Here is a 17,526-nt window from a genome sequence, read left to right on the forward strand (position 1 = left end):
GAGGGGCGAGAGCGGAGATTCTACTGTTCGCGAACCGGCCCGGTGGGCTCGATCCGGCTGCCGCGCACCGGACCACTCGGCCGTGCGGGCGGGGTGGCGCGGGGTGGCGGGGCCGGCCGCGAGGCGCGCGGGGGCGGCGCACCCGCTTCGGGCGCCGGGCGCGGGGGGCGGACTGCCCCGTTGCCGCCGGGGCGGTTGCCCGCCGCCGGAGGCGTGCCACGGCCCGGGCGCGTGCCTTGCGATCGATCGCCGTCGCGACCCTGCCAGCCACCGGGTCGGGTGCCCTGAGGTCGGTCGCCATCGCGACCCTGCCAACCGCCGGGACGGCGCGGGGGCTGGGCGGTGCCATTGTCGGGACGGGTGGGGTTATGGCCGGCCGCCGGGGGCGTCCCGCGGCCGGGCCGGGTGCCTTGCGGCCGGTCGCCGTCATGGCCTTGCCAGCCGCCGGGGCGTCCCGGGCGGACGGGCGGGTTGCCGGGGCGGGTACTGCCCTGCCACTGACCGCCGCCGCGATCGCCGCGGTGCTTCCACCACGCGCGCCGACCGCCCCAATAGTTCAGATATTGGCCGCGTAGCGGATAGCGGTTGCGGTAATTGTCGTACATCCACATCCCGTAGCCGGGATAATAATAATCGTCGTACCAGCCGCCACCGAAGCCGATCTGGACGAAGCCGCCGCCGTAATCGGCCGGATCGTAGCAGCCATAGCCGTAACCGTCGTCATAGCTGTAGGGGTCGTAGTCGTAATAGGCGTCGGGGCAGGCCCCGGCGGAGGCATAGCTGCTGCCATAGACGTCGCCGTAATAGCAGCCGCCGAGCGCGGTCGTCGCGACCACGCCAAGCGCGAGGGAGAGGGGGCGACGGATCGTCTTGCGCATGATCTTGTCCTTTCCGGACCAGCGAGGCGGTCCGTTTTCCGTCGGACAAACTGCCCGAGTCGAGTTGAATTCGCGGTGAATGGAGAATGGATGCGCGACACGACGCCGGCTCTCGCTTCCTGCTTGCGCGAGGGGGGAGGCCGACGGGTCCCATTGTCGCGTCCGGCACTTGCTTGCATCGGTGTCAATAGGGCGATAGCGTCGGCGCGATCGGGTGAATCAGCAAGGATGATGCGACAATGAATGTCCCCGCGAATAGCATGTGGTCCGAACGCCGCTTCGGTCCCGACACCGCGCACTGGTTGCCGCGCGGCCCCGAAAGCGCGCTCGATCATATCCCGGGCGACGACGGGATTCCCCTGCTCGGCACGACGCTGGCGCAGCTTCGCGATCCCGTCGGCTTCACCAACCGCATGGTCGACCGCCACGGCAAGGTCTATCGCACCCGCAGCTTCGGCGGGCGCGGGGTATCGCTCGTCGGGCCGGAAGCGAACGAGCTGGTGCTGTTCGACCGCGACAAGCTGTTCTCGTCCGAACAGGGTTGGGGGCCGGTGCTCAACCTGCTGTTCCCGCGCGGGCTGATGCTGATGGATTTCGACAAGCATCGCGCCGACCGCCGTACGCTGTCGGTCGCCTTCAAGCCCGAGCCGATGCGCCTCTATGCCGATGCGCTCAACGAAGGGATCAGGGACCGTGTCGCGCGCTGGAGCGGGACGCGCTTCGCCTTCTATCCCGCGATCAAGCAGCTGACGCTCGACCTTGCGGCGACCAGCTTTCTGGGCATCCCCTGGGGTCCGGAGGCGGAACGGATCAACAAGGCGTTCGTCGACATGGTGCAGGCGTCGATCGGCGTTGTCCGCGTGCCCCTGCCGTTCACCGCGATGGGGCGCGGGGTCGCCGGGCGGAAATTCCTGGTCGAATATTTCACGAAGATGGTCCCCGAACGCCGCGCCTCGACCGGCGACGACATCTTCACCCAGATTTGCCAGGCGAAGGACGAGGGGGGCGAATATCTGTCGGTCGAGGCGATCGTCGACCATATGAATTTCCTGATGATGGCGGCGCACGACACGATCACCAGTTCGGTGACGTCGCTCGTCTGGCTGCTCGGCCGGCATCCCGAATGGCAAGACCGGCTGTGCGAGGAGATGCTGCGCGTCGCGCCCGCGGGCGAGGGTGTCGGGCACAACAGCCTGGGCGAACTCGAACTCACCGAATGGGCGTTCAAGGAGGCGCTGCGGATGATCCCGCCGGTTCCGGTGATCCCGCGCCGCGCGCTGCGCGATTTCGAATTCGGCGGCTATCGCATTCCCGCCGGCACCAACGTCGGCGTCAGCCCCAGCTATACGCACATGATGGACGAATATTGGCCCGATCCCGAACGGTTCGACCCGATGCGCTTTGCCCCCGACGCGGCGAAGGGGCGGCACAAATATGCATGGGTGCCCTTCGGCGGCGGCGCGCACATGTGCCTGGGGCTGCATTTCGCGCACATGCAGGCGAAGATCTTCTTTCACCACGTCCTGACGACGCATCGCATCGAGATCGCGGACGGCTATGCGCCCGATTGGCAGATGTGGCCGATCCCGCGGCCGAAGGACGGGCTGACGGTGACGCTGACGCCGCTCTGACCTTGCCGGGCGGGGCGCGATCCGCCACGTGGGGGCGGTGAAGAGTTTCCGGCCCTATCTGCTGTGGTTCGTCGCTGCCCTGCTGGTGACCGTCGCCGCGATCCGCGCGATGACATGGGTGCGCGATCATCCCGAACATTGGCCGGGCGCGCGGTTCGAGCTTGCGCATCCGCAGGGCTGGGCGACGCATCGCAAGCTGATCGGCCTCGTCGGCGACGATGCCGGCTGCTTCGCGGCGTTCGAGCGGGCGGGGGCGGGGTATCAGCGGCGGCCTGTCGTCGGCGAGGGCGCCTGCCGTGCCAGCCAGCGCATGGTGCTCACCGGCGACCGCCTCGTTCCCTCGCTCCGTCCCGCCAACGCCGCCCCCGGCTGCGCGGTGACCGCGGCAATGGCGCTGTGGACCCGCGACGTCGTGCAGCCGCTCGCACAGCGATATTTCGGCCAGAAGGTCGTCGAACTGGAGAATCTGGGCAGCTACAACTGCCGCACCATCGCCGGGCGCGCGGCGCAGAGCGAGCATTCGACCGCCAATGCGATCGACATTTCGGCCTTCGTCCTTGCCGACGGAACGCGCATCGCGTTGATCAACGACTGGGACGACGGCGACCGGCGGAGCGAGTTCCTGCACGCGGTGCGCGACGGCTCGTGCGGCCTGTTCAGCACCGTGCTGTCGCCCGACCACGACGCGGCGCACGCCAACCATTTCCACCTCGACATGGCGGCGCGCACCGCGGGCTGGTCGGTCTGCCGTTGAGGGGTGGGCGCGGATGCTCTCGATCCGACCTTTCTTCCCGTTCGACACGAACGGGTTGGGTGTTCCGATCCGGGGGCGCTTGTTCCTTAAAGCGTGATGATATTGGATTGACCCGCTTCGTCATTGCGAGCGGAGCGAAGCAATCCAGAGCGGTTTACGCACACTCTGGATTGCCGCGCGGCTTCGCCGCTCGCAATGACGAGTCCATTCGATATCGTCACGCCTTAAACGGTGAAGCTCTCGCCGCAGCCGCAGCTTCCCTTGGCGTTGGGGTTCTGGAAGACGAAGCCTGCGGCGAAATCATCCTCGACCCAGTCCATGACGCTGCCAATCAGGTAGAGCACCGAGGCGCCGTCGATGTAGAAGGTGCCGCCGGGCGTCTCGATCTTTTCGTCGAACCGGTCCTCTTCGGTCACATAGTCGACCGAGTAGGCGAGCCCCGAGCAGCCGCGGCGCGGCGTCGACAGCTTGACGCCGATCGCGCCCGCGGGGGCGTTTTCCATCAGCGCCGCGACGCGCGCCTCGGCACCGGGGGTCAGCGTTACCGCGGCGGGGCGGATTCTGGTTTTCGTGTCCGTCATCGTCATCTCCCCCCTCCCGCCTGGGGAGGGGCCGGGGGTGGTTCATTCTATATAGGGATGATTCGGCCCGCGGCCCACCCCCAACCTCCTCGCGCTTGCGAGAGGGGTCATAGCATCCCCAGTTCCAGCCGCGCTTCGTCGCTCATCGCCTCGGGCGACCAGGGCGGGTCCCAGACGAGGTTGACCTCGGCATCGCCGACGCCGGGCACGGCGCCGACGCGCAGTTCGACCTCGCCCGGCATCGATTCGGCGACCGGGCAATGCGGGGTCGTCAGCGTCATGGTGATCGCCACATGCCCCTCGTCGATCTCGACATTGTAGATCAGCCCGAGGTCGTAGATGTTCACCGGGATTTCCGGGTCGTAGATATCCTTGAGCGCGGCGACGACGGCTTCGTACAGGTCACCGCCGACTGCGTTCGGGTCGGCCGCGGCCGGTTTGGCGGACAGGAAGCCATCCAGATAGTCGCGCTTGCGTTCGAGCTTCGCGCCCATCGTTTCCGGCGCCGCCTCGGCATCGGCGACGCGCGCCCTGGGCGGCGCGTCGACGCTTTCGACTTCCTCGATACGGATCGTGCGTTCGTCGGTCATCCGAAAATCCTTTCGACGCGGGCGAGGCCGTCGATCAGCGCCGCCACATCGTCGTCGTTGCTGTAAAGCCCGAAACTCGCGCGGGCGGTCGCGGCCACGCCCAGATGCTCCATCAGCGGCTGGGCGCAATGATGCCCGGCGCGGATCGCGACCGAGCTTTCGTCGAGGATCGTGCCGATGTCGTGCGGATGGACGCCCGCCATCGCGAAGCTGACGATCCCGGCGCTGGTGTCGGGACCGAACAGCGTGACGCTGTTCCGCCGTGCGAGCTGTTCGCGCAGCGACCCGACCAGCACACATTCGTGCGCGTGGATCGCGTCGAGGCCGATCGCATCGACATAATCGATCGCCGCCGCGAGCCCCAGCGCCTCGACGATCGCCGGCGTTCCCGCCTCGAAGCGGGTTGGGGCGGGGGCGTAGCTCGTCTTCTCGAACGTCACGCGGTCGATCATCGACCCGCCGCCCTGCCACGGCGGCAGCGTGTCGAGCCTGTCGCTCCACAGGACGCCGATGCCGGTCGGGCCATAGAGCTTGTGACCCGAGAAGACATAATAGTCGCAGCCTGATGCCGCGACGTCGACCGGCAGCCGCGGCACCGCCTGGCAGCCGTCGACCAGCAACTCGGCGCCGACGCGGTGCGCAAGCTCCGCTGCGCGCGCGACGTCGAGCGGGCTGCCGAGCACGTTCGACACATGCGCGAAGGCGACCATGGTATGATCGGGCGTCAACATGCGTTCGGCCGCGTCGAGGTCGATCCGGCCGTCAGCGGTCAGCGGGCAGACGTCGATCTGCCAGCCCGCGAGCTGCCACGGCACGATATTGCTGTGATGCTCGAGCAGCGACAGCAGCACGCGGCCCTTCTTCGGATGGGCATAGGCGACGAGGTTGATCGCCTCGGTCGCACCGCGCACGAAGGCGATCTGGTCCTCGGTCGCGCCGATGAACGCCGCAATCCGCCGCCGTGCCGCCTCATAGGCGAGCGTCATGTCGGCCGAGCGCGCATAGACACCGCGGTGGACGGTCGCATAATCGCGCCCCATCGCCAGCGTGCAGGCGTCGATCACCGCCTGCGGCTTCTGCGCGGTGGCGGCGCTGTCGAGATAATGCCAGCCGGGGGTAAGGCCGGGAAACTGATCCCGAATGCCGTTCGTGTCGAGCGAAGTCGAGACACCGGGCGTGCGTCCGCTGCCGAGAGGCATCTCGACTTCGCTCGATGCGAACGGAGAAGAGAGGTTGGTCACACCAATTCTCCCAGCTTCGCCAGCGCCAGCTCCTGCAGCCGCGTCTCGTCCTCGGCGCCGTCGAACACGCCGGCGACGAAGGCCTGGAGCAATATCTTCTTCGCGCCGGCGGGCGGAAGCCCGCGCGACTGGAGGTAGAAGAGCGCCTGCGCGTCGAGCTCGCCGATCGCGCAGCCGTGCGCGCATTGCACGTCGTCGGCGAAGATTTCGAGCTCGGGCTTGGCGTTGGCGGTGGCGCTGCGGTCGAGCAGCATCGCCTTCACGTCCTGTTCGCTGTCGGTCTGCTGCGCGCCGCGTGCGACCGCGACCTTGCCGAGATAGGTGCCCGTCGCGGTGCCGCCGAGCACCGACCGCACCATCTGCCGCGAGCGCGCGCCGGGTTCGGCATGGGTGACGGTGGTGACGATCTCCAGCGTCTGCTCGCTCCCGCCGATCTGCGCCGCGCCGAGCGTGAAGTCGGCGCCCTCGTGCAGCGTGACGTTCAGTTCGATGCGGCCATAGGCGCCGCCGATGTTGAGGACGTGCAGCGACGCGGCCGAGCCCTTGCCGAGCACCAGCTCGATCTGCCGGATCGCGCCGGTATCCTGCACGATGGCGCGTGCGAAGTTGCCACCCGCGGGCACGATGATGCTCTCGGGCGCGGGCAGGGGCCATGCCGCGGCGACCGCTTCGATGTCGGCATAGCGCCACGCTTCGTCGCGACGGGTGGGGAGGATGGCGGTCGTCACGCCTCTACCTCCCGCATTTCGTCACCCCGGACTTGATCCGGGGTCCCGCTTCCCACGTCGGAAAAGCGGGATGCCGGATCAAGTCCGGCATGACAATGGAAGGAAGGGTACGCGTATAGGGTCACGCCACCACCTCGGCATAGCCATGTTCTTCCAGCTCGCGCGCCAGTTCCGGCCCGCCCGACTTGACGATGCGCCCGGCCGCGAGGACGTGGACGAAATCGGGCTGCACATAGTCGAGCAGACGCTGGTAATGGGTGATCAGCAGGACCGCCTTGTCGGGTTTGCGCATGATCGCGTTGATCCCCTCGCCGACGACGCGCAGCGCGTCGATGTCGAGGCCGCTGTCGGTCTCGTCGAGGATCGCGAGCGTCGGGTCGAGGATGCCCATCTGCACCATCTCGTTGCGCTTCTTCTCGCCGCCCGAAAAACCGACGTTCACCGGGCGCTTGAGCATGTCCATGTCGAGCCCCAGCAGCCCCGCCTTCTCGCGCGCGATCTTCAGGAACTCGCCGCCCGAAAGCGGCTCCTGCCCGCGCGCCTTGCGCTGGGCGTTCAGGCTTTCGCGCAGGAACTGGACGTTCGACACGCCGGGGATTTCGACCGGATACTGGAAGCCGAGGAACAGGCCGGCGGCGGCGCGCTCGTGCGGGTCGAGGGCGAGCAGGTCGATCGCCCCCGCCTGAGGCGAAGGCGTGAAGGTCGCCGATCCCTCGGTGACCTCATACCCCGGCCGACCGCCGAGCACATAAGACAGCGTCGACTTGCCCGCGCCGTTCGGCCCCATGATCGCATGAATCTCGCCCGCGTTGATGGTGAGCGACAGCCCCTTCAGGATCGGCTTGTCTGCGACAGTGGCGTGGAGGTTTTCAATTTTGAGCATATTCATCTTTCAAGCCTCTCCCCTCCAGGAGAGAGGTTGGGGTGGAAAGGCGTCTTGCCTGATCTATGAGCGTGGGGTTTATCACCCGACCGACCCCTCCAGCGAAATCCCCAGCAGCTTCTGCGCCTCCACCGCGAACTCCATCGGCAGCTGCTGCAGCACTTCTTTCGCGAAGCCGTTGACGATCAGCGCCACCGCCTCTTCCTGCGAAAGCCCGCGCTGCATCGCATAGAAAAGCTGGTCGTCGCTGATCTTGCTCGTCGTCGCTTCATGCTCGACCTGCGCGCTCGGGTTGCGGACCTCGATATAGGGCACGGTGTGCGCGCCGCACTGGTCGCCCAGCAGCAGGCTGTCGCACTGGGTGAAGTTGCGCACGCCCTCGGCGTTCGGCGCGACGCGGACGAGGCCGCGGTAGGTGCCGTTCGACTTGCCGGCGCTGATCCCCTTGCTGACGATGGTCGAGCGGGTGCGCTTGCCGTTGTGGATCATCTTGGTGCCGGTGTCGGCCTGCTGGTAATTGTTCGTCACCGCGACCGAATAGAATTCGCCGACGCTGTCGTCGCCGTTGAGGACGCAGCTCGGATATTTCCACGTGATCGCGCTGCCGGTCTCGACCTGCGTCCACGACGTCTTCGACCGCGCGCCCTGGCACAGCGCGCGCTTGGTCACGAAATTATAGATGCCGCCCTTGCCTTCGGCATCGCCGGGATACCAGTTCTGGACGGTCGAATATTTGATCTCGGCATCGTCGAGCGCGACCAGTTCGACTACCGCGGCGTGAAGCTGGTTCTCGTCGCGCATCGGCGCCGTGCAGCCTTCGAGATAGCTGACATAGGCGCCCTTGTCGGCGACGATCAGCGTCCGTTCGAACTGCCCGGTATTTTCGGCATTGATGCGGAAATAGGTCGACAGCTCCATCGGGCAGCGCACGCCCTCCGGCACATAGACGAAGGTGCCGTCCGAGAAGACCGCGCAGTTGAGCGCCGCGAAATAATTGTCGTGCATCGGCACGACGCGGCCGAGCCACTTCTTCACGAGGTCGGGATGCTCGCGGATCGCCTCGCTGATCGACAGGAAGATGACGCCGGCCTTCTTGAGCTCTTCGCGGAAGGTCGTCGCGACAGAAACGCTGTCGAACACGGCGTCGACCGCGACCTTGCGCGCGCCCTCGACCCCGGCGAGCACCTTCTGCTCCTCGATCGGGATGCCGAGCTTTTCGTAGACTTTCAGAATCTCGGGATCGACCTCGTCGAGGCTCGACACCTTCGGCTTCGTCTTGGGCGCCGCATAATAGTACGCGTCCTGATAGTCGATCGGCGGGACGTTGAGCTTCGCCCAGTCGGGCGGCGTCATCGTCAGCCAGTGGCGATAGGCCTTCAGGCGCCAGTCGAGCATCCATGCGGGCTCGCCCTTCTTGGCGCTGATGAAGCGCACCGTGTCTTCGCTCAGCCCCTTGGGCGCGAATTCCTGTTCGATCGGCGAGGACCAGCCATGCTCGTAATCGGCGACGCGCAACGCGGCCTCGCGAGCGGCCTGGTCCTTGAGGGCGGTTTCGGGTGTATCGGTCATGTCTCTAACTCGTCGCCCCGGCGAAGGCCGGGGTCGCTGTCTTTTTATCCTGCGGCGCCGGAGCGGGCCCACCGGCGACCTCCGCCTTTGCAGGCGCAACGGTAAGGGTCGCGAGGCTGATGTCCGCGAGCGCCGCGCGCACCGCGCCGTTGACGATGCCGAGGTGCGGCTGAATCTGGCAACTGCCCTCGAAACCGCAGTCGTGGCGGCCTTCGTCGCAGCAGGCGGTCAGCGCGATCGGGCCTTCGACCGCCTCGATGATCTCGGCGATGTTGATCGCCGCGGCGGGCCGTGCCAGCCGGACGCCGCCGCCGCTGCCGCGCGAGGCGACCAGCAGTCCGGCGCGGGCAAGCAGGCTCACCAGCTTCTGCGCCGTCGGCCCCGGAATGCCCGTCTGCTCGGCCAGCCGCGCGGCGTGCAGCGGCCCGGAACCGACTTGGGACCCGCACTGACGCGCGGCGGCGCTCATCAGCACCACGGCATAATCGGCAAGGTTGGACAGGCGCACGGATTTCCTCGCTGGAATTGCGAATGATTCTTAACTGGAGTAAATTACTCCACTTATATAGGCGAGCCAAGCGCGGGGTACAAGCAAGGCGATTTTGTGCGGCGCAAATAAAAAGGCACCCGCCCGGCCGAAGCCGAACGAGTGCCGAGATGAAGGTCTCAGTCCTCGTGAAAAGGAAGAGCTCTTCTGGGTCGCAATGCCCGATTATGCGCGCGCCGCGATTCGCGATTGTATGAAAACGCCAAATCGACGCGATCAAAAATTTTGATGGTAAATGCGGCCATCGCCGACTCGCCTATGTGTCCGACACGATCGGGCTGACCTTGCCCGCGAGCTGCTTGCGTCCGCGCGTCGTTGCCTCGGTATAGAGCGTCGGCGTCGCCAGCTGTCCCGGCGTCGCGCCGGCGAAGCGCTTGATCTCGCGGATCAGGTGCGACTGGTCGTAGAAGGCGTCGCCAAGATGCGCCGATTCGAGATCCTCGCCGCGCGCCAGCGCCGCGGCGGCGCGGACGGCGCGATATTTGCGCGCCAGCATGCGCGGCGATAGGCCATAGAAATGCTTGGTCATCCGTTCGACCGAGCGGATCGACATGCCGGTGGCCGCGACCAGGTCGGGAACGTGGGGGGATGCCGTCTCGGTCAGCCAGCGGTCGACGGTGCGGATGAACCACATCGGCGCCGGCTCGCCCCGCTTCAGCACCTCGCGCACGAAATTGTTGCCGATGACCAGCCGTTCGGCGTCGCTCGACGCATCGTGGAAGCGGCTTGCGACCTCGTTCACCCAGTCGCCGAACAGGTCGGCGGCGTCGATCGCGCGATCGGTCAGCTTTTCGGCGTCGGCGCCCATCAGCGCCGCCCAGCCCGCCGGCAGCATGCCGAAGCCGAAGATCTGCGTCGGGCCATTGCTGATCGCGCGCACCCGCCCGCTCGTCGGCCCGACGATATTGGCGCGGCACACCGATGTGCGATGACCGTCGGCAAAGACATATTCGCCGTCGGCCACGGTCAGGAAGCGGAACTGCGGCCGGTCGGCGCGTTCATATTCGTCGAAGCGCGGCATGTTGATGCGCGCGCAGTAAAAGCTCGACACCATCTCCGCCAGATCGGGATCGGGCGGAAAATAGTGAAGCTCGAACGGCGCGCTGCTCCCCGCGCCCGCGGACGCATTGTCTGACATGACGAACGACCCTCGGCGGCTTTATTGCCGCCTTGTTTCCAACATGTATAATTTTCCATAAGCGGCGGGGCGTCAAGCCGCAATGATCGGAGGTGTCAGGCGCTTTCGTGCGCGATCCACGCATCGACGCGCCGTTCCATGACGTCGAGCGGCACCGGCCCCGATTGCAGCACCACGTCGTGGAAGGCGCGGATGTCGAAACGCTCGCCCAGCGCCGCCTGCGCGCGGGTGCGCAATTCCATGATCTTGAGCTTGCCGATCAGATAGGCGGTCGCCTGACCCGGATAGACGATATAGCGCTCGATCGCCTTTTCGATGTCGCCGTCGGGGTTGGGGGTGTTGTCCTTGAGATAGCGGATCGCCTGCTCGCGGCTCCAGCGCTTGTCGTGGATGCCGGTATCGACGACGAGCCGGCACGCGCGCCACAATTCCATGCCGAGCCGGCCGAAGTCGCTGTAGGGGTCGGTATAGAAACCCATGTCCTTCGCCAGCTCCTCCGAATAGAGGCCCCAGCCCTCGGTATAGGCGGTGAAGCCGCCGAAGCGGCGGAAGGGCGGCAGGCCGGTGAGTTCGGTCTGCACCGCGCGCTGGAGGTGGTGGCCGGGAACCCCCTCATGATAGGCGAGTGCCTCGAGTTCGGTCTTCGACATGTCGCGCAGGTCGTAGAGATTGACGTAATAGGTGCCCGGCCGCGACCCGTCGGGCGACGGCGACTGGTAAAAGGCCTTGCCCGCCGATTTCTCGCGGAACGCCTCGACCGCCTTCACCTGCAGATGCGCCTTGGGCAGCGTGTTGAAGAAGGCGGGCAGCCGCGCCTCCATCGCCGTGACCCGCGTCGCGACGTCGGCGAGATAGGCCTCGCGCGTCGTGTGATAATATTGCGGGCTGGTGCGCAGATGCTCGAAGAACTGCGGCAGCGTGCCTTTGAAGCCGACCTTCGCCATGATCGCCTTCATCTCGCCGTGGATGCGCGCGACTTCGCGCAGGCCAAGGTCGTGGATCTCGGCCGCGCTCATGTCGGTGGTCGTGTAATTGGCGAGCAGCGCCTGATAATAAGCGGCGCCGTCGGGCAGGCGCCAGATGCCGTCGGCGGTCGGCGCGTCCGCCTGCTGGCGCTTCATCTCGGCGAGCAGGCGGCCATAGGCCGGCCCGGCGCTTTCGGTCCACGCCGCCCGCGCGGCGTCGACCAGCCGCGCCTTCTCCGCATCGGTCGCCTCGAGCTTGCCGACCTTCGCGGCGATGTCCTCGATCACCGCATTGTCGGGCTTCATCAGATTCTCGATGTCGGAGATGACATAGGCATAGACCCATTTGGGCGGCTGGATGCCCTTTCGCGCGCGCGCGGCCGATTGGGCGCTCAGCGCGTCGAGAACGGGGCCGAGGCCGCGGATGCGGTCGACATAGGCCTGCGCCTCGGCGGCGCTGGAGACGCGGTGGATATTGATGAGGAAGGCGGGAAGCCGGCTCTGCGCGCCGTTCATCTGGTCGAAGATATAGGCATGGTCGCGAAAGGCGAACAGCCGGTCCGCCCGCTCCGCCTGCGCGTTGAACAGTTCGAACGACAGCGCGTCGTCGGGCGAAAGCGTCCGCGGGTCGAAGCTGGCGCGCATCGCCTCCGCCGTCGCCTGCTGGAGCTTGTGGCTCGCGACCTCGGCCTCGTCGCCGACATCGTTCCAGCGGCCATAATCCTGGTCGCGGATGCCGCGATAGGCCTTGCCCTGCGGGCTCAGCGAAAGCTGCGCGGCATCATATTGCTCGAAGAAATCGGCAAGCCCCGCGCCGGCGGGCGGAACGGGGATCGACGCGGCGGCGGGCGCCCGCTCGGCGGCCACCGGGGCGCAGCCCGCGATAGCGAGCGCGATCAGGCAGGTGGACAGGCTGGCGGCGATGCGGCGGTGCGACACGATAATCTCCTGTTATGTCCGGCGGATTTGCCCGATCCGCTGTGGGGCTTGCCATAGCGGCCGGCGCGGCGCAATGGCGGGCCATGTCGCTCTTCGCCTCCGCCTGCGATGCCGCCTATGCGCTGGCCCGCCCGATCGTCCACGCCACCGATGGCGAGGCCGCGCACAATCTGACGCTCGCCGCGCTCCAGCCGCTGCCGCGCGCGCGGCGCGCGCTGACCAGCCCGGCGCTCGCGACCGAATTCGCGGGTCTGTCCTTCCCCAATCCGGTCGGGCTCGCGCCCGGCTTCGACAAGGATGCGCGCGTCGCGCACGCGATGCCGCATTTCGGCTTCGGCTTCGTCGAGGTCGGGACGCTGACCCCGCTGCCGCAGGCGGGCAATCCGCGCCCGCGCCTGTTCCGGCTGGTCGAGGACGGCGCGATCATCAACCGCATGGGCTTCAACAACGGCGGGCAGGCGGCGGCGGCCGGACGGATCGCCTGCCTGCGCCGCCACGGCCTGCCGGTGCCGCTCGGCATCAACATCGGCGCGAACAAGGATAGCGTCGATCGCATCGCCGACTATGCGAAGGGCACCGCGGCGATGGCGCCGCTCGCCGATTATCTGACCGTCAACATCAGCTCGCCGAACACGCCGGGACTGCGCGCCCTGCAGGACAAGGGCGCGCTCGAGGCGCTGCTTGACGGCGTCGCGGCGGCGCAGCTCGCAGGGGCCGTGAAACCCGTGTTTCTGAAGGTCGCGCCCGATCTGGAGCCCGCCGACATCGACGATATCGTCGCAGTGGCGCTCGACAAGCGGCTCGCGGCGGTGATCGTGTCGAACACGACGATCACGCGCCCGCCGCTCGCGTCGCGCCACGCGGGCGAGACCGGGGGGCTGTCGGGCGCGCCGCTCGCCGAACTGGCGCTTCGGCGCGTCCGGGATTTCCGCACCGCGAGCGGGGGCACGCTGCCGCTGATCGCCGCGGGCGGCATCGCGTCGCCCGAACAGGCGTGGGAGCGCATCCGCGCGGGCGCCAGCCTCGTCCAGCTCTATTCGGCGATGGTCTATGAAGGGCCGGGCCTTGCCGGCCGCATCGCGCGCGGACTGGAAGCGCTCGCCGCGCGCGACGGCTTCGTGCGGGTGGCCGACGCGGTGGGAGCGGGCGGCTAGGCGAAGACCCGTGCCAAGGAAGAAGAGGTCGGGGTTGCGCTGGCCCAAGGGCCGCGCCAATGTCGCGCGCATGATCAAACGACTCCTCGCCGCGCTCAGCCTCTTCGTCCTTGCCGTTCCCTCCCTCGCCGTCGCGCAGGGCGTGACCTCGTCCGCCGACCCGCGCGCGACCGAGGCGGGGCGCGCGATCCTCGCCGACGGCGGTTCGGCCGCCGATGCGGCGATGGCGATGATGCTCGTCCTGACCCTCGTCGAGCCGCAGTCGAGCGGGGTCGGCGGCGGCGGGCTGCTCGTCTATCACGACGCCGCGAGCGACAGCATCGCGACGATCGACGGCCGCGAAACCGCGCCCGCGGCGGCGAAGCCCGACCGCTTCCTGGGGCCCGACGGCAAGCCGCGCCCGTTCATGGAGGTGGTGCCGGGCGGCCTGTCGGTCGGCGTGCCCGGCAACGTCCGCCTGATGGAGATGGCGCACGGGAAATGGGGCAAGCTCGAATGGAAGGCGCTGTTCCAGCCCGCGATCAGGCTGGCGGAGGAGGGGTATCAGGTGACGCCGGTCCTCCACAACTGGCTGGTCCGGTTCGAGGAGCTGTGGAAGGATTTCCCCGCCGCGCGCGCGATCTATTATATCGACGGCAAGCCCGCACCGGTCGGCGCGACGATCCGCAACCCCGCCTATGCCGCGCTGCTCCGCGACATGGCGGCGCGCGGTCCCGATGCCTTCTATACCGGCGCCAATGCCCGCGCGATCAGCGCGGCGGTCGCCGGATCGAAGCGTAACCCGGCGCAGATCTCCGCGAAGGATCTCGCCGCCTATCGGGCGAAGGACCGGCCGGCGGTGTGCACCACCTACCGCGTCTACAAGGTCTGCGGCATGGGGCCGCCCTCGTCGGGGGCGACCACCGTCTTCGGCATCCTCGGCCTGCTCGAAGGTTGGGACATGAAGGCGATGGGCAAGGACAACCCGATGAGCTGGCACCTGCTGGCGGAGGCGATGCAGCTTGCCTATGCCGATCGCGCCAAATATCTGGGCGACGGCGATTTCGTTTCGGTGCCCGTCGCCGGGCTGCTCGACAAGGCGTATCTGGCCGGGCGGCGCCAGCTCATCTCGCCCTTCGGCGCGGCGGGCCGTTATGAAGCGGGCAACCCGCCGGGGGCCGAACCGCGCACCACTTCGGGGCCGGTCGCCGAACATGGCACGACGCATTTCGTCGTCGTCGACCGCGCCGGCGACGTCGCCTCGATGACCTCGACGGTCGAGAGCATTTTCGGCAGCCACCTCAACGTCAACGGCTATTTCCTCAACAACGAGCTGACCGATTTCGACCACAGCCCGGTGCAGGGTGGCGCGCCCGCAGCCAATCGGGTGCAGGCGGGCAAGCGGCCGCTGTCGTCGATGTCGCCGACGATCGTCTATGGTCCCGACGGCAAGGTCGTGCTCGCGGTCGGCTCGGCGGGGGGCAAGCGCATCATCATGCACGTGACCAAGACGCTGATCGGCGTGCTCGACTGGGGCCTGTCGGCCGAGGATGCGATCGCGCTGCCCAACCTGTTCTTCGGCCAGCAGGGCGTGCTGATCGAGGACGATGCGGCGGGCAAGGCGATCGCCGCGAAGATGCAGCCCTTCGGCTATGCCTTCACGCCGACCGAACTGGGATCGAAACTCAACGCGGCGCAGCGCGTCGACGGCGTCTGGCACGGCGCCGCCGATCCGCGCGGCCCCGGATCGGCGTCGGTCGAAGGCTCGCCGCCGCAGGGGTGATGCGCCGGCTTTCCGGTCGGCACGATGACGAACGATCCAACCTCTCTGGGAGAGTAGAGGAATGAAGCTGGAAAACCCCCATCTCGACCATTTCCCCAGTCTCGTCGCGATGTTCTTCGACCGCGCCGAGCGGGGCGGCGAGACGCCTTTCCTGTGGCGCAAGGCCGATCGCGCTTGGCAGCCGCTGTCGTGGCGGCAGGTCATGAACCAGGTCGCCGCGCTGGCATATAATCTGCGCCGGCTGGGGCTGCGCGACGGCGACCGCGTCGTGCTGGTCAGCGAGAATCGCCCCGAATTCTGTATCGCCGACCTCGCCATCATGGCGGCGGGGTGCATCACCGTGCCGACCTACACCACCAACACCGAGCGCGACCACCAGCATATCCTCGACAACAGCGGCGCCAGCGCGGTGATCGTCTCCACCGCCAAACTCGCGCGGACGCTGATGCCTGCGGTGCTGCGCTCGAACGTGCGGCTGGTTATCAGCATGGAAAGCCTGCGCGTCGGCCAGCAGGGCAATGTCGCGATCCACGACTGGGACCCGCTGGTCACGGGGGGCGAGGCGCATCTGGAGGAGGCAAAGGCGCGGGGCCTGGCGATGACGCGCGACGACACTGCCTGCCTCATCTACACCAGCGGCACCGGCGGCGCGCCGCGCGGCGTGATGCAGCATCATGGCGCGATCCTGCACAATGCGGCGGGCGCGGCCGAAGTGCTGGTCAATGATTTCGGCATCGGCGACGAGGAGGTGTTCCTGTCCTTCCTGCCGCTCAGCCATGCCTATGAGCATTCGGGCGGACAGTTCCTGCCGATCATGGTCGGCGCGCAAATCTATTACAGCGAGGGGCTCGAAAAGCTCGTCTCGAACATCGAGGAGACGCGGCCGACGATCATGGTCGTCGTCCCGCGCCTGTTCGAGGTCATCCGCGCGCGGATGATCAAGGCGGTCGAAAAGCAGGGCAAGCTGGCGAACTGGATGCTGAGCCAGGCGCTGCGCGTCGGCGAAAAGGATTATGAGCGGCGCATGGGCGTGCTCGACCGTCCGGTCGACCTGCTGCTCAACAAACTGTTCCGCCCGAAGATCCAGAAGCGTTTCGGCGGCCGGATGAAGGCGCTGGTGTCGGGCGGCGCGCCGCTGAACCCCGAAATCGGCGTTTTCTTCCATTCGATCGGCCTGACCCTGCTGCAAGGCTATGGCCAGACCGAGGCGGGGCCGGTGATCAGCTGCAACCGCCCCGCGGCGGGGCTGAAGATGGACACGGTCGGCCCGCCGCTGATGAATACCGAGGTGCGGATCGCCGACGACGGCGAGATCTGCGTGCGCGGCGAACTGGTCATGAAGGGCTATTGGCGCAACCCGGCCGAGACCGAGCGCGTGCTGGTCCCCGATCCGGCCGAGCCCGACAAGGGGCCGTGGCTGCACACCGGCGACATCGGCCATATCGACGAGGCGGGCCGCATCGTCATCACCGACCGCAAGAAGGACCTGATCGTCAACGACAAGGGCGACAATGTCTCGCCGCAGCGTGTCGAGGGAATGCTGACGCTCCAGCCCGAGATATTGCAGGCGATGGTCTATGGCGACAAGCGCCCGCACCTGGTCGGCCTGCTGGTTCCCGATCCCGAATGGATGGACGAATGGGCCGAGGCGGAGGGGTTGCCGAAAGACCTGAAGCTGCTGCGCGAGCACGAGAAATTCCGCGCCGCGATCCGCGCTGCGGTCGACCGGGTCAACGCCCAGCTCTCGGTGATCGAGAAGGTGCGCAAGTTCGACTTCGCCGACGAACCCTTCACGATCGAGAATGAACAGATGACGCCGTCGATGAAGATCCGCCGCCACGTGCTGAAGCAGGTCTATGCCGACAAGATCGCGGCGCTGTATCGGGGGTGATGCATGTCGTGTCCCCGCGCAGACGGGTCGGAAAGAGTCCATGGTCTGCGGGGATCCGGGTTCGGCTTCCTTCCGTCAGCCTGAACTCGTTTGGCGTATATATCCTTCGGACGGAACGCGGCACGTTATGACATGGTACTTCGGACTCTGATGACTTTGGATTGACCACGTCATTGCGAGCGGAGCGAAGCAATCCAGAGCGATTTATGCATGCTCTGGATTGCCGCGCGGCTTCGCCGCTCGCAATGACGAGTCCGTCTGATGTCGTCATGGTC

The 17,526-nt window shown here is 67.2% G+C and carries 15 protein-coding genes; 5 read left to right on the forward strand and 10 right to left on the reverse strand.

Going from position 1 to position 17,526, the window contains the following annotated elements:
• Positions 1-20 precede the first annotated feature (20 nt).
• Complete coding sequence (locus tag C3E99_RS03655) at positions 21-878, reverse strand: hypothetical protein (protein ID WP_199775061.1); 858 nt, start codon at positions 876-878, stop codon at positions 21-23.
• A 260-nt stretch (positions 879-1,138) separates the two neighbouring features.
• On the opposite strand from C3E99_RS03655, the gene C3E99_RS03660 reads away from it, so the two are divergent.
• Positions 1,139-2,509: a cytochrome P450 gene (locus C3E99_RS03660; protein ID WP_076077640.1), complete on the forward strand. Its 1,371-nt coding sequence runs from the start codon at positions 1,139-1,141 to the stop codon at positions 2,507-2,509.
• A gap of 37 nt (positions 2,510-2,546) precedes the next feature.
• A complete protein-coding gene (locus C3E99_RS03665; RefSeq protein ID WP_234002585.1) occupies positions 2,547-3,263 on the forward strand; it encodes an extensin-like domain-containing protein in 717 nt (238 codons plus the stop codon).
• Positions 3,264-3,487: 224 nt separating this feature from the next.
• Here C3E99_RS03665 and C3E99_RS03670 read toward each other — a convergent pair whose 3' ends face one another.
• The 9 genes from C3E99_RS03670 to C3E99_RS03710 form a co-directional block, all read right to left on the reverse strand.
• Entirely contained in the window at positions 3,488-3,850 is a 363-nt protein-coding gene (locus tag C3E99_RS03670; protein WP_076074451.1) for a HesB/IscA family protein, read from the reverse strand.
• Between the two features lie 101 nt (positions 3,851-3,951).
• Complete coding sequence (locus C3E99_RS03675) at positions 3,952-4,434, reverse strand: SUF system Fe-S cluster assembly protein (protein ID WP_067110457.1); 483 nt, start codon at positions 4,432-4,434, stop codon at positions 3,952-3,954.
• The gene (locus C3E99_RS03680; RefSeq protein WP_083675027.1) at positions 4,431-5,633 is read right to left on the reverse strand and encodes an aminotransferase class V-fold PLP-dependent enzyme; all 1,203 of its coding nucleotides are present in this window, start codon (positions 5,631-5,633) and stop codon (positions 4,431-4,433) included. Before C3E99_RS03680 ends, C3E99_RS03675 begins: the two co-directional genes overlap by 4 nt.
• A gap of 38 nt (positions 5,634-5,671) precedes the next feature.
• Positions 5,672-6,403, reverse strand: coding sequence for a SufD family Fe-S cluster assembly protein (locus tag C3E99_RS03685; protein ID WP_104959431.1), 732 nt, complete (start codon positions 6,401-6,403; stop codon positions 5,672-5,674).
• A gap of 121 nt (positions 6,404-6,524) precedes the next feature.
• The gene (gene sufC / locus C3E99_RS03690; protein WP_104960305.1) at positions 6,525-7,286 is read right to left on the reverse strand and encodes a Fe-S cluster assembly ATPase SufC; all 762 of its coding nucleotides are present in this window, start codon (positions 7,284-7,286) and stop codon (positions 6,525-6,527) included.
• A gap of 81 nt (positions 7,287-7,367) precedes the next feature.
• Complete coding sequence (gene sufB / locus C3E99_RS03695) at positions 7,368-8,855, reverse strand: Fe-S cluster assembly protein SufB (protein ID WP_104959432.1); 1,488 nt, start codon at positions 8,853-8,855, stop codon at positions 7,368-7,370.
• Positions 8,856-8,859: 4 nt separating this feature from the next.
• Positions 8,860-9,363, reverse strand: coding sequence for an Rrf2 family transcriptional regulator (locus C3E99_RS03700; protein WP_104959433.1), 504 nt, complete (start codon positions 9,361-9,363; stop codon positions 8,860-8,862).
• A 295-nt stretch (positions 9,364-9,658) separates the two neighbouring features.
• The gene (locus C3E99_RS03705; RefSeq protein WP_076074466.1) at positions 9,659-10,540 is read right to left on the reverse strand and encodes a helix-turn-helix domain-containing protein; all 882 of its coding nucleotides are present in this window, start codon (positions 10,538-10,540) and stop codon (positions 9,659-9,661) included.
• Between the two features lie 95 nt (positions 10,541-10,635).
• Complete coding sequence (locus tag C3E99_RS03710; protein WP_076074468.1) at positions 10,636-12,444, reverse strand: DUF885 domain-containing protein; 1,809 nt, start codon at positions 12,442-12,444, stop codon at positions 10,636-10,638.
• 83 nt (positions 12,445-12,527) lie between these two features.
• On the opposite strand from C3E99_RS03710, the gene C3E99_RS03715 reads away from it, so the two are divergent.
• The 3 genes from C3E99_RS03715 to C3E99_RS03725 all read left to right on the forward strand — a co-directional run bounded on the left by C3E99_RS03715 (position 12,528) and on the right by C3E99_RS03725 (position 17,251).
• Entirely contained in the window at positions 12,528-13,598 is a 1,071-nt protein-coding gene (locus tag C3E99_RS03715) for a quinone-dependent dihydroorotate dehydrogenase (protein ID WP_076074471.1), read from the forward strand.
• Positions 13,599-13,668: 70 nt separating this feature from the next.
• Positions 13,669-15,360 carry a gamma-glutamyltransferase gene (ggt, locus tag C3E99_RS03720; protein ID WP_076077647.1) on the forward strand — a complete coding sequence of 564 codons (1,692 nt, stop codon included), beginning with the start codon at positions 13,669-13,671 and terminating at the stop codon, positions 15,358-15,360.
• A 61-nt stretch (positions 15,361-15,421) separates the two neighbouring features.
• The gene (locus C3E99_RS03725) at positions 15,422-17,251 is read left to right on the forward strand and encodes an AMP-dependent synthetase/ligase (protein ID WP_199775062.1); all 1,830 of its coding nucleotides are present in this window, start codon (positions 15,422-15,424) and stop codon (positions 17,249-17,251) included.
• Positions 17,252-17,526 lie beyond the last annotated feature (275 nt).

This window comes from Sphingopyxis sp. MG (assembly GCF_002953155.1).
GTDB lineage: Bacteria > Pseudomonadota > Alphaproteobacteria > Sphingomonadales > Sphingomonadaceae > Sphingopyxis > Sphingopyxis granuli.